At 68.7% G+C, this 12,511-nt stretch carries 11 protein-coding genes and 1 pseudogene; all 12 read left to right on the top strand.

The genetic code is table 11. From position 1 onward, the window contains the following. Nucleotides 1–125 precede the first annotated feature (125 nt). Nucleotides 126–1,415, top strand: coding sequence for an ATP-grasp domain-containing protein (locus tag RM1_RS20415; RefSeq protein WP_072753533.1), 1,290 nt, complete (start codon nucleotides 126–128; stop codon nucleotides 1,413–1,415). Further along, entirely contained in the window at nucleotides 1,412–2,260 is an 849-nt protein-coding gene (locus RM1_RS20410; RefSeq protein WP_072753532.1) for a hypothetical protein, read from the top strand. The genes RM1_RS20415 and RM1_RS20410 overlap by 4 nt, the downstream gene beginning before the upstream one ends. Then, the gene (locus RM1_RS20405; protein WP_072753564.1) at nucleotides 2,257–3,330 is read left to right on the top strand and encodes a PLP-dependent cysteine synthase family protein; all 1,074 of its coding nucleotides are present in this window, start codon (nucleotides 2,257–2,259) and stop codon (nucleotides 3,328–3,330) included. The genes RM1_RS20410 and RM1_RS20405 overlap by 4 nt, the downstream gene beginning before the upstream one ends. Then, a complete protein-coding gene (locus RM1_RS20400; RefSeq protein ID WP_072753531.1) occupies nucleotides 3,327–4,355 on the top strand; it encodes a dipeptide epimerase in 1,029 nt (342 codons plus the stop codon). Before RM1_RS20405 ends, RM1_RS20400 begins: the two co-directional genes overlap by 4 nt. Continuing rightward, entirely contained in the window at nucleotides 4,352–5,608 is a 1,257-nt protein-coding gene (locus RM1_RS20395) for an MFS transporter (protein WP_072753530.1), read from the top strand. Before RM1_RS20400 ends, RM1_RS20395 begins: the two co-directional genes overlap by 4 nt. After that, nucleotides 5,605–6,441: a class I SAM-dependent methyltransferase gene (locus RM1_RS20390; protein WP_072753529.1), complete on the top strand. Its 837-nt coding sequence runs from the start codon at nucleotides 5,605–5,607 to the stop codon at nucleotides 6,439–6,441. The genes RM1_RS20395 and RM1_RS20390 overlap by 4 nt, the downstream gene beginning before the upstream one ends. A gap of 85 nt (nucleotides 6,442–6,526) precedes the next feature. Further along, nucleotides 6,527–8,104 carry an ABC transporter substrate-binding protein gene (locus RM1_RS20385; RefSeq protein WP_072753528.1) on the top strand — a complete coding sequence of 526 codons (1,578 nt, stop codon included), beginning with the start codon at nucleotides 6,527–6,529 and terminating at the stop codon, nucleotides 8,102–8,104. After that, on the top strand, nucleotides 8,092–9,051 hold the full coding sequence (locus RM1_RS20380; RefSeq protein ID WP_245816514.1) for an ABC transporter permease: 960 nt from the start codon (nucleotides 8,092–8,094) through the stop codon (nucleotides 9,049–9,051). The genes RM1_RS20385 and RM1_RS20380 overlap by 13 nt, the downstream gene beginning before the upstream one ends. After that, nucleotides 9,048–9,857, top strand: coding sequence for an ABC transporter permease subunit (locus RM1_RS20375; RefSeq protein WP_072753527.1), 810 nt, complete (start codon nucleotides 9,048–9,050; stop codon nucleotides 9,855–9,857). Before RM1_RS20380 ends, RM1_RS20375 begins: the two co-directional genes overlap by 4 nt. Continuing rightward, a complete protein-coding gene (locus RM1_RS20370) occupies nucleotides 9,854–11,401 on the top strand; it encodes an ABC transporter ATP-binding protein (RefSeq protein WP_083576866.1) in 1,548 nt (515 codons plus the stop codon). The genes RM1_RS20375 and RM1_RS20370 overlap by 4 nt, the downstream gene beginning before the upstream one ends. 119 nt (nucleotides 11,402–11,520) lie before the next feature. Further along, nucleotides 11,521–12,189, top strand: coding sequence for an MspA family porin (locus RM1_RS20365; RefSeq protein WP_072753526.1), 669 nt, complete (start codon nucleotides 11,521–11,523; stop codon nucleotides 12,187–12,189). A 98-nt stretch (nucleotides 12,190–12,287) separates the two neighbouring features. After that, nucleotides 12,288–12,511: pseudogene (locus RM1_RS20360) on the top strand (MspA family porin); the annotation flags it as partial.

Raw genomic sequence — 12,511 nt, 5'->3', positions numbered from 1 at the left:
GCCCCACGCTTCGAGCACGCACCCGCACACCATCCATCCAGGACTTCGCAGTGCCGCTCTTGATATTGATAACGATTCTCATTACTGTTCGCGTTCTGAATCCGAGGAAAGGCGAGGGATCACGGGTGCCACACCTACTGCTAGTGGAGAGCTGGGTCGGTGCGATGGGAACGCTCCTACCCAGGGCGGTAACCGAACTCGGTGCCGAGTTCACCTTCTTGACCAGGAGCCCGGGGCACTACCCACAGTGCGCGCCCGACGGCTCACCGCATCCGCTTCGCCTCGGCCGCGCCGTGGTCACCGCGGAGACCAACGACCCGGCCGCAGCGCTCCACGCCGCGCGACGAATCCACGCGGACAGTCCGATCGATGGAGTCCTCACGAGCTGCGACTACTACCTCCCGACCGCCGCGAGGATCGCCGATGCCCTTGGGCTTCCCGGCCCCATCCCGGAAGCGGTCGAGTCGGCCTGCAACAAGGCTCTGACCCGAGCGGCGTTGGACCGCGCCGGCCTTCCCGGTCCGCGTCACGCGACCGCGCCGGCCGATGACGCGACCCGACTTCGCGAAGCGGCCGAGATCGTGGGCTTCCCGCTGGTGGTCAAGCCAACGGACTTGTGCGCCGGGATGTTCGTGCAGCGCGCCGACGATTGGGCCGCGCTCGAAACCGCAGCCGGGTATCTGCATCGATTCGCCGTCAATGCGCGCGGACAACGACGGGATCCCGCGGTGTTGCTCGAAGAGTTCCTCGATGGACCGGAGTTCAGCGTCGAGAGCTGGATTCGACACGGCGCGATCCACACCGTCGGGGTGACCGACAAGAGCCTCGGCGGCGCAACAGGTTTCGTGGAGACCGGGCACATGTTCCCCGCCGCCGTCGAGGAGACAGTGCGCACCCAGTTGGTGGCGACCGCGGAGGCCGCGCTCTGCGCGGTTGGGCTCGATCACGGCGTGGTGCACACCGAACTGCGGCTCACCGCGGCCGGACCGCGCATCATCGAGATCAACCCTCGTCCGGCCGGCAACCAGATCACCGAATTGATCAGGCACGTCACCGGGATCGACCTGCCGACGGTCGCGGTCGAGCTCGCGCTCGGCGACACACCCCACCACCTGGCGTCTCCACCGGCCCGGCAGGACACAAAGCGGCCACAGAGTGCGGCGGTTTGCATGCTGGTACCAAGCGACGCGGGCATCCTCACCAGCGTTGACGGCACGGCAGCGGTCGCCGATCACCCAGCGGTGGTGTCCTCGTCGTTCAAGGCGGCGGGGCACAAAACGACTGCGGCAGTCGACAACAACAGCTACCTGGGTTCCGTGATCACCGTCTCGCCCGATCGGGCCGGTGCCCGGCCGCTCGCAGAGAACCTGCTGGCGTCGATCTCCCTCACCTACGGCGAGGAGTTCACACCGTGACCACCGCCGCACAGATCGGTACCGCGAAGTCGGGGCCCGTCAGCGCGCTCCTCGACCGCTACCGCAGCGATCCCGACCTGATGCCCCCGGTCGACGACACGGTCGCGGTGGCATTCACCACCTCACAATGCGTGCGGCACAACGGGCGTAGCGGCGGTTACCGCAATCACGTGATCAGCCTGCGGGTCGGTTCGACAACGGGATCGTGTGCCGTCGAACCCGGATCGATCGACCCAGAAGTGGTCCACGCCTGCGCGGGAAGGCCGGTCATCGAGCTACTGCACCACGACGAGCTGGCCGTTCGGGTCGCAGCGCTCGACGCCTACCTCGCCCACCTGCGCCCGCACCCGTTCGATGCCCGCGCGGTAGCCGTCCAGGTGGATCCTGGCGATTCGCTGCAGCGCTCACTGACCCGGGCGAGGGCAGTGACGGGGCTGATCGACACACCGCCTGGTGGCCGGGTGCTGGTGATCGGGGTGGTCAACTCCCTGCTCGCGTCCCTGCGTGAGCGCGGCCTGCGGTACGTGCCGTGCGACCTGAAGGGCGGTACCACCGAGTGGGGTGAGCCGATCGTCACCGACTTCGCCGATGGGCTCGACGGCTCCGATGCGGTGCTGGCCAGCGGAATGATGCTCGGCAACGGCACCCTCGACCCCCTGCTCGACCTGGTGGCGGCGAGCGGGCGACCGGTGCCGGTCACGCTGTTTGCGCAGAGCGGGGCGGCGGTGGCCCGGGAGCTGCTCGGGCACGGCGTCGACGCACTCTCGGCAGAGCCGTACCCGTTCTTCTGGCTGACCGGCGACACCAGCTCGATCTACCTGTACCGGGCGGCGTGTCCGCGATGACCGTCTTCGAACCGCTCGAGCGTGTCGGACACAGCCCGCTCGTGCGCATCACCACTCCGGTGCCGCAGCCCCATCCCGGCTACTTCGCAAAGATCGAGGCACTGGGGATCGGCGGGCTCAAGGCGCGCTCCGCGCAGTCGATGCTGGCAGGCGCACGCCGGCGTGGAGAGCTGCGCGACGGCGCCCGGATCGTCGAATCCACCAGCGGTACGTTGGGCGTTGGCCTGGCGTACGTCGCCCAGGCCCTGGGGCACCCGATAACGCTGGTGGTGGACAGCGAACTCGAGCCGGCGATGCGGAATCTGTTGCGGGCCTTGGGTGCCACCTTGGTGATCGTGGATGAACCCCATCCCGAGGGCGGGTGGCAGCAGGCCCGACTCGACGCCCTGCACCACATCCTGGCAGGCGACGACGCGTATTGGCCCAACCAATACGACAATCCGGACAACGCCGCGGGTTATCACGCCCTCGCCGACGAGATCGTCAGCGGACTCACCGCGGCGGGCATCGAGCGGGCCGAGGTGCTGGTGTGCAGCGTGGGAACAGGAGGTCACAGCAGCGGAGTCGGGCACCGGCTGCGCCAATTGTGGCCGGACCTGAGGATCATCGGCGTAGACGCGCTCGGATCGAGAATCTTCGGTCAACCCGCCACCCCCCGCGTCATGCGCGGACTCGGCAGCAGCATGCACCCCGGCAATGTCCGCTACGACATGTTCGACGAGGTCCACTGGGTCGGCCCCAACGAGGCCGTCCACGCCTGCCGTGGTCTGGCACGCGGCGGTTTCCACACCGGCGGGTGGTCGACCGGCGCGACCGCGACCGTCGCCGGCTGGGCGGCCGCCAGGTGGCCGGGCAGCGTGATCACGATCTTCCCGGACGGCCCGGATCGCTACCTGCGCACCATCTTCGACGACGACTGGTGCCGCCGCAGAGACCTACTCGAGCCGCCACACACGCAGCCGCACGAAATCGACGACTGCGAAGACCCCACCTGGTGCTGGACCCGGTGTGAATCGGTGCGCTCGCCGATCGGAAGCGTCAGTGCCAGGACGGAGGCGACCGCGAGATGAAACTGACCTGGAAAACACACACCCTCGAGTTGACTCGCCCGTTCCGGATCAGCCGCGGGGTGATGTCCGCACGTGAGGCCGTCACGGTGACGGTGACCGACACAGACTCCGACGTCGTCGGCCGTGGCGAGGTCGTCACCTCGGTGTACGCCGAACTGGACCGGGACCGAATCGAGGCACAGCTGCGGATGGTCCGTGACCGGTGCGCGGGCGTGGACGCCGGCCTGGAGTCGGTTCTCCCGGATGTGCATCCCGCGGTCGCCGCCGCACTGTGGTCCGCGATTGCCGAGCACCGGGCTCGTACGGCCGAGATGTCGGTCGCGGCGCATCTCGGATTGCCGCTACCGACCGAGATTCCCATCTCCCGCACCCTCGGCATCGGGTCACCCCACGAGATGGCAGCCGTGGCCACCGGCCTGGCCGAAAGCGGAGTCGGGTTACTGAAGGTGAAGACGGACGCCGACACGGCCGAGTCGGTCAGACGGCTGGCGGCGGTGACCGAAGCCGCTCCCGGGGCTGATCTGATCGTCGATCCGAACGAGTCATGGACCGCCGCGGCCGCGCTGCGGGTGCTCGAGGAGACCAGAGGCCTGCCGGTGGTCGCGCTCGAACAACCGCTACCGACCTGTGACCGCGACGGAGCACGGGAGTTGCGCAGCCGCACGGACATTCCGGTGATCGCTGACGAAGCCATCCACACACTGGCCGACCTGGACGCGCTCGTCGGCCTCGCGGACGCCGTGAACATCAAACTCTCGAAGTGCGGCGGCGTCTATCACGCCCACGAGATCGCCACCGCGGCCCGCGAACGCGGGATGGACGTCATGCTCGGCTGCCTGGTGAGCAGCTCGCTCGGCATCGCTCCCGCTGTGCATCTGGCCTCGCTGGCGCGGTGGTGCGACCTGGACGGGCACCTGCTGCTCGCGTGGGATCCGTGGACCGGGCTGGGCGGTGAGGACGGGGTGTTGCGTCCAAGGGACGCCATCGGCCTCGGCGTGCATCCCCGCGCAGGAGACGATCGATGACCGAGACTCCCTCGGGCCCGGGGACACTTGCCCTGCTCCGCAGCTTCCCTCGGTCCGTCCAGCTGCTCGTGCTCAACCAGTACGGGGTCAACACCGGCTTCTACATGCTGGTGCCCTACCTGTCGATGCACCTGACCGGAAACCTCGGCCTGACCCTCACGGTCACCGGCCTCGTCCTCGGCGTCCGCACCCTCGGCCAACAGGGACTGTTCCTGATCGGCGGCACCGCCGCCGACCGGCTGGGACCCCATCGGGTCATCATCGCGGGCTGCGCGCTGCGATCGGTTGGCTTCGCGGTCTTCGCCTTCGGCACCAGCGTGCCGCTGCTCCTGCTCGCGTCCGTCCTCTCGGGACTGGCGGGGGCACTGTTCAATCCGGCGGTCCGCTCCTACATCGCGGTCGCCGAACCGACGCGGCGCGCGGAGGCGTTCGCGACGTTCAACGTCTTCGCGCAGGCGGGTGCGCTGTCCGGGCCGCTGATCGGCAGCGCCCTGCTCGCGGTGGATTTCCGCACCGTCGCCATCGCAGCGGCGGCGCTCTTCGCCGCCCTCACCCTGGCGCAACTGCGGTTCCTGCCCGCCCACGCCGTCGAACCCTCCACGACGACAGTGCTCCGCGGCTGGGGTGTGGTGCTGGCCAACCGCCGATTCGTGTTGTTCACCGTCGCCATGCTCGGCATGTTCGTCTTGCAGACCCAGATGTACCTGGTGTACCCGGCGCTGGCCGGGCGGATCACCGGCTGGCAGGGTGCGGTCGCGGTCCTCTTCCTGAGCACCACCATCTTCAGCCTGCTGTTCCAAGTGCGGCTGACCCGCTGGTTCGATGCCCGCACCAGCCGCGGCGCCGCGATCACCACAGGATTGGCCCTGATGGGTGGCGCGTTCGTCCTGCTGCTGCCCGTCCTGTTGGTCGATCCCGGGCACACCGCCGGGCAGGTGGCGCTCGCGATGGCGCCGCTGGTGGTCTCGGCCCTGATCCTCGAGTCCGGGATCATGATCGCCCAGCCGTTTGTGATGGAACTGATTCCGGCGTATGGAGATTCCCGCATGTCGGGCACCCTGTTCGGGATGTTCTACCTGGTGTCCGGAATCGCGGCGGCCGGGGGCAACGCCTTGATCGGCTACGGCATCGAGCTGGGCAACGGGTGGCCCGGCGCCCTGGTGTGCATCGCACTCGCAGCGGCCTCCGCGGCAGGCGTCTGGTTGCTGCAGCGCCGGGGCTTGCTCGCCGATCCCGCCGGGGTGAAGGCATGACGACCGCCGAGTCCCGGAACCTGTTGACCGACAACCCCACGCTGTACGAGGCACGGTTCCCCGACCCCGACCACACCGCTGCGAGATTCGTCGACGAGATCCTGCAGGCGTACCTTCCGGACGCCACAGTGGGCTCGCGGACGCACCCGGCAGCGGTCCTGGACCTCGGGTGCGGGACGGGCCGCGACCTCGGCTACCTGGCCCAACTCGGGTACCGCTGCCACGGACTCGACCAGTCACCCGCGATGGTCGACTACGCGCAACAACGCTATCCAGGGGTGAGCGCAGCGGTGGGCGACCTGCGGGATTTCGAGGTCGGCCAACGGTTCGACGCAGTCATCTGTCTGGACAGCTCACTGCTGTACTGCCACAGCGACACCGAGCTGGAATCGTGCCTGCGCTGCACCCGTACCCACCTACGTCCCGGAGGACTGCTGGTCGCCGAGATGCGCAACGGCGCCTTCTTCCTCGGCAACGCAGAACTGCTCGACGGCCCAAGCCGCTCGTCCTTTCAGTGGCAGGGCCGCACCTGGCGGGCGGAGACCACCCTCTCGATCGACCATGCCGCCCAATTGCTGCGCCGCCGCCGTCGCTGGCACCTCCCCGACTCCACCGACGAACTCGTCCAGACCTCCGCGTGGCGGCTCCTGTTCCCGCTGGAGCTGACCGGCCACCTGCGCCGCGCCGGCTTCGCGGTGCGGGCGATGTTCGACACCCCCGGCCCCCGAACCGACGACGGCTGGCCCACCGGATCGGGACGGGCCGCCCTCACCGGCCTCGGCGAGAGCCCGATGTCCGGGGACCGACTGCACGTCATTGCCCAAGCGATCTGACCCGCGACCACAACCCTCCCGCGACGGCTTCCTCCCCTCCCTTCCTGTTCAGGTCCTTCCCTCCCCTACAAGGAGTTACACACCGATGAATCCGGCCCACCGATCGATCAAGTCCCCACTGCCTGCCCTGAGCCGACGGTCCTTTCTCGGCCTCGGTGCCGCCGCCACCGGCGCCGTGCTGCTTGGTGCCTGCGCCTCGGGCGAGACCGCCACCTCGGCCACCGCAACGCCGAGGGACGGCGGCCGGCTGCGCGCGGTGTTCGCGGGCGGCGGCGCGCAAGAAGTGCTGGACCCCCACAAGACGAACCTGTACGCCGACGTGGCGCGCTCGAACGCTCTCTACGACAAACTCGTCGAGTACGGGGACGACCTCGGCCCGGTGCCGCGGCTCGCCACCGCCTGGCGACCCAACGGAGACGCCACCGCCTGGACGGTGGAGCTGCGCCCGGCGGTGTTCCACGACGGCAGGCCGGTGAGGGCCGCGGACGTGCTGTACTCCTACCAGCGCATCGTCGATCCGAAGAACGCTTTGCGCCCGCGGGCCTCGCTCGAGGTGATCGACATCGCCCGGTCCCGTCAAATCGACGACCGCACCATAGAATTCGTGTGTTCCCGGCCCTGCGGAGACCTGGCGAACGTGCTGGCGGCCTTCGGCGCCTACATCATTCCCGAGGGCACCACCGACTTCAGCCACCCGATCGGGTCCGGGCCGTTCACCTTCGTCTCGTTCGAGCCGGGCCGGTCCTTCGTCGCCGCACGGTTCGGTGACTACTGGGACGGTGCCCCGCACGTCGATCAGCTCGAAATCCTCACCGCCCCGGACGAGACGGCCCGGGTCAACGCCCTGCTCGGCGGTCAGGTGGAGTACGCCGACGACATGAGTGTGACGTCGGCGCGCACCTACGAAACCGATGCGAGGGTGCAGATCCTGCGCTCGCCGCGCAGCGCGATGTCGGGTTTCGCGATGAAGGTGGACCGCCCCCCGTTCGACAACCTGGACCTGCGCCGGGCGATGTTCGCACTGGTCGACCGCGACGAGCTGGTGTCCACCGTGCTCGGCAGCTCGGGGGTGGTTGGCAACGACCTGTTCGGCAAGGACACCAAGTACTACGCCGGTGATCTGCCGCAGCGCCGGGTCGATCTGGACGAGGCGAAGGCGCTGATCCGGAAGGCCGGCGCGCAGAACCTGGCCGTGGAGTTGCAGACCACCGGTGCCACCAACGGATTCGTCGAGGCGGCGAACATCTTCGCCGAGCAGGCAGGTCGAGCCGGACTGAAGGTCGACGTGAAAATCGGTGAGGGGTCGACCTACTGGACACGAACCCTCGACGAGGGGGTGCTGTCGAGCTTCCGCTCCGGTGCCATGCCCATCGAATCGCATACCGCGCAGCGGATGCTGTCGACCTCGTCGAAGAACTACACCCAGTGGCGGCGACCGGACTTCGACGCGCTGTTCGCGACCGCCAGCCAGAGCACGGACGACGGGGTACGCACCCGCGCATACCAGCAGATGCAGTCACAGCTGTACAGCGAGGGCGGCCTGCTGGTGTGGGGATTCTCCGACAGCCTGCACGGACTCGCGCCGAAGCTGGCGGGGATGGCGCAGAGCGCTCCCACCAACACCCTGGGGTACGCCCGTTTCGACAAGGCGTGGCTGGCTTGATCCTCGCCCGGTATGCCGGCGTGCGGGTCGCGCTCGGGGTGGCTCAGGTGCTGGGGGTGCTCGGCATCGTCTTCGCGGTGGCCTCGGTGCTGCCAGGGGACGCGGCGGTGGTGATCGCTGCGGACGATGCCGACCCGGAGCGAATTGCGCAGCTGCGCACCTCCCTTGGGCTCGATCGCCCGTTGCTCACCCAGTTCGGCGACTGGATGAGCGGGCTGCTACACGGCGATCTGGGCACGTCCGCGGTCTCCGGCCGCCCGGTGACCGACCTGCTGTTCTCTGCGCTGGCGCCCACCCTCACGCTGGCGGCACTCGCGCTGGCGGCCCTTGTTCCGCTGGCGGTCGGATTGGGCGTCGCCGCCGCGGTCGGGCGGGGCGGGCCGATCGACCGGGCGATCTCGGGGATGGCCGTGGCCCTCTACGCGGCACCCGAGTTCGCCCTCGCGATCATCCTGGTCGCCGTGTTCGCGGTGGGGCTGGGATTGTTCGCCCCTACGGCGGTCGGCGCCAGCGGGCCACTGCTGCTGCAGCCGGAACTCTGGGTGTTGCCGGTGGCGGTACTGGTGATCCGCCCGGTGTGCTCGCTGTCGCGGTTGGTACGCGCGTCGATGATCACCACACTCGACTCGGAGCACGTCCGGCACACGCTGCGCTTGGGGGTGCCGGAGCGTCGAGTGGTGTGGCGGCACGCCCTTCCGGGGTCGCTCACCCCGGCGATCCAGCATCTCGCCCGGGTAGCCGACTGGCTGCTCGGCGGGGTCGTCGTCATCGAAGCGGTGTTCGCCGTCGGTGGACTCGGACAAGTCCTGGTCGACGCCATCCGCAGCCGCGACATCTCGCTGCTGATGGGTCTGGTCGCGCTGTTCGGCCTGATCACCGTCATGGTGAACACGATCGCGGACATCATGGCGTACCGGCTCAATCCCACGGCGGGCGAGGCCTCATGAGCACACGCCCACGTTTCCTGCTCGGCGCGGTGCTCACCGCCGTGCCGCTCCTCGTCGCGATGCTCGGTCCGCTGAGTGCCGAGCAGGGTGCCCGCGGTCCGGCCTTCACCCAGGGCGAGAACTGGCTCGCCGGCACCGATTCCGAGGGCCGCGACGTACTGACGCAACTGCTTCTCGGTGGCCGCTCGCTGGTGCTGGTGGCCGCAGCGGCGGTCCTGCTCACCTACCTGATCGCTGTGCCATGGGGGGTCACGGCCGCAACATCACGGCGCCGGGCGATCGACGAGTCGTTGATGCGGCCGCTGGATCTGCTGCTCTCACTGCCCTCGATGCTGCTACTCCTGCTGGTGGTCGCCCTCACCGAGGCCAACCCATTCGTGTTGGCAGCGACGGTGGCAATGCTGCAGTTCCCGGACTCGGCGCGCCTGATACGGGCCTCGGCCCTGCACATCGCGCACACCCCTGCCATGGAAGCGCTGCGCCTTCAACGTGAAACCTGGTGGCGCCGAAACCTCGGCTATCTGGGGCGTGCACTGCTCCCGGTTCTCGCCGCGGACGCCGGACTGCGGTTCGTCGGCGCCATCTACCTGATCGCTTCCGCGAGCTTCCTCGGTCTGACAGCGGACGCCACCGGCACCGACTGGGCGGTGATGATCGACCGCAACCGCAGCGGCATCGCGCTGGCTCCCTGGGGGGTCGTGTTGCCCGCAGTGATGATCATCGCGCTGGCGATGGGCGTGAATCTGCTGTTCGACGCGAGCGCCCGCGCGGCGGCGCGAGAATTCTCCCCGAGGAGTTCGAGATGACCGAGACAATGCCTGCGACCGTCGCCGAAACCACTCGGCATAGCGCCATCCGGGTTCGCGGGCTCATCGCGCGAACCCCCGGACGGGTCCTCGTCGACTATGTCGATCTCGACATCCACGCAGGCGCGGTCACCGCGATCATCGGCAGCTCCGGCAGCGGAAAGACCACCACCGCATTGGCCCTGATGGGCGAGCACCGACCCGGGGTGGCACTGTCGATGGACTGCCGCGACGCCGAGGGAGTGCGATTCGGCTATGTGCCACAACAACCCTCCTCGGTGCTCAATCCCGCCCTACGCATCGGCACCGTGCTCCGCGACATCGAGCGCGCCGCCCACAGCGCAGGACACCGGGTGTCCGTACCCGACGCGCTCTCACGGGCCGGCTTCCCGAGCGACCCGAAGATGCTCCGCCGTTTTCCCCATCAACTCTCGGGCGGTCAACAGCAACGCCTGGTCATCGCCCAAACCCTGCTGACGAGCCCGACCTGCCTGATCATGGACGAACCGACCACGGGGCAGGACCCAGCCAACAGGGCGGCCATCCTCCGAGAGATCACCAGGCTGTCCGAGCAGGACCTGACCGTCGTGCTCCTCACCCACGACCTCGACGCCGTCCACTCGGTCGCCCGGCACGTGATCGTCATGGCCCACGGGCAGGTCATCGAGGCCGGCACCACCGGGATGCTGCTGACGACGACGCAGGCGCAGACCCGCGCACTGGTCGCGGCGCACTCCCGAACGGGACGCAAGGACACTACCGACCGCACCACGGCGCGGATCATCGCGCCGACCACCGACCGGGTGACCATGGACAACATCACCGCAGGGTTCCGCAACAACGCTGTGTTGCAGAACTTCTCGCTCTCGATCAAGCCAGGAGAATGCGTGGCGCTGGTGGGTCCGTCCGGCTGCGGTAAGACCACAGCGGCGCGGGTCCTCGCCGGGCTGCACCCGCCGACCGCTGGCCGCGCCTTCCTCGACGGCCGGCCGCTGGCCGGCACGACGCGGCGGCGAACGCGGGAGCAGACCGCCGCCATCGGATACGTGTTCCAGGACGCCAAAGCCGCCTTCGACCCCTACCGCACCGTGTGGGAACAGATCCTGCGCGGCCCCGTCCGACTCCGCGGCGCCACCGACAGGGAGGCGGCAGCGGCCGCCCGGACCGCGCTGGAGCAGGTGGGACTCGACGAGCAGATCACGCGGGAACGACCCTCCGCGATCTCCGGCGGCGAAGCGCAGCGCGCCGCCATCGCACGCGCCATCGCCGCGGCACCGTCAATGCTGATCTGCGACGAAGTGTCCACCGGCCTCGACCCCGTCGCACAACAGCGTGTGCTCGAGATCCTGCAGAGCCTCACACGCACCCAAGACCTGTCTCTGCTCGTCATCAGCCATGATGCCGCCGTCGTGAACACGCTCGCGGACGATGTCGTCGACATGAATCGATGGGGCCCGCGCGACGAGTCAGGGCAATCGTCGGGGCGTTCGCCGACCACCTACGGGAGTCGAATGCAGGGGCACTTCAATCTCCCTTACCGATAATGGTTACCATTAACGGAAGCTGTCCCCGCGCGGCGCCCGGAGTCCGCGACCGTGGAGCGCTGTTCGTCCACACTTCGTCCCCGATCGGCCGGTCCTCGGCCCCTACCAAAAGGAAATCCATGAACACCAACAACTCTGGCCCGCGCCGTGGCGCCCGCATCGCAGGCGCAGGCGCCGCTGCGGCGGTGGCGATCGGCCTGATGTCGACCGGTGCGGCGAACGCCGACACCCTCGTGCCGCTGCCCGACGGGCAGAAGGCCGGACCGGGAGCGGTCGTCTCCCGCACCGGCGAGAGCGCCCTGATCTCCCCGTCGCTGGCCGCCAACGGCGCCGGCCGCACGGCGTGGGTCTCGGGCACGGTCACCGCGGACGTCACCGGCGTCACCAAGGAGACCGAGGCAGGTCCCTGGAACGGCGCGACCAACGACAAGGGCACCAACAACTCCTCGACGCACGGCGTCTCGCGGATCAGCACCGGCTACATCGTCGGCTGCCAGGTCGACATCACCGGCCTCGGTGGATCCATCGGCGCGGGCATCGACCTCTCCGGTCCCTCGATCTCCGGTTCGCTGACCGTCCCGGTCTCCGCGGGTCAGGTCAAGTTCGTGAACGTCGCGGGCAAGGACATCAAGAAGAACGGCAAGTACTCGGTCCAATACCAGGACACCCAGCTCGAGATCCAGAACTGCGGCGGGTTCGCCCAGGCCCGTTCCTACACGGTGGTCGAGATCGTCGGCGACAACTACTCCAAGACCACCCTGTACGGCCAGCCCTTCAGCATCGGCTAGCAAGGCGGCTGCGCCGCCCGTGCGCGTGTTGCACCCCGACTGGGGTACCGATCACGCACAGTCCGGATCCTGAAACATCGACCAGCAAAGAGGAATTCATGAACTCCCGTAAGAACGGCCTGCGTCGCGGGCTGCAGACCGCCGCCGTCGGTGCCACCGCCGCGATCGCCCTCGGCTTCCTGTCCGCAGGCGCGGCGAACGCCGACACCTTCGTGCCGCTGCCCGGTGGCACCATCAGCAAGACCCTGGTCGACGGCACCGTCGTCACCGTCGCCATGTCCGGTGAGTCCGCCAACATCTCCCCGTCGATGGGTGCGACGCC

Origin of the sequence: Rhodococcus maanshanensis NBRC 100610 (genome assembly GCF_001894865.1) — a bacterium.
Lineage (GTDB): Bacteria > Actinomycetota > Actinomycetes > Mycobacteriales > Mycobacteriaceae > Rhodococcus_G > Rhodococcus_G maanshanensis.
This window is presented reverse-complemented; position numbering and strand designations above follow the sequence as displayed.

Coding starts and splice junctions, on each gene's coding strand:
- RM1_RS20405 (WP_072753564.1), top strand. CDS start 2,257: ATGACCGTCTTCGAACCGCTCGAGCGTGTCGGACACAGCCCGCTCGTG.
- RM1_RS20400 (WP_072753531.1), top strand. CDS start 3,327: ATGAAACTGACCTGGAAAACACACACCCTCGAGTTGACTCGCCCGTTC.
- RM1_RS20395 (WP_072753530.1), top strand. CDS start 4,352: ATGACCGAGACTCCCTCGGGCCCGGGGACACTTGCCCTGCTCCGCAGC.
- RM1_RS20390 (WP_072753529.1), top strand. CDS start 5,605: ATGACGACCGCCGAGTCCCGGAACCTGTTGACCGACAACCCCACGCTG.
- RM1_RS20385 (WP_072753528.1), top strand. CDS start 6,527: ATGAATCCGGCCCACCGATCGATCAAGTCCCCACTGCCTGCCCTGAGC.
- RM1_RS20375 (WP_072753527.1), top strand. CDS start 9,048: ATGAGCACACGCCCACGTTTCCTGCTCGGCGCGGTGCTCACCGCCGTG.
- RM1_RS20370 (WP_083576866.1), top strand. CDS start 9,854: ATGACCGAGACAATGCCTGCGACCGTCGCCGAAACCACTCGGCATAGC.
- RM1_RS20365 (WP_072753526.1), top strand. CDS start 11,521: ATGAACACCAACAACTCTGGCCCGCGCCGTGGCGCCCGCATCGCAGGC.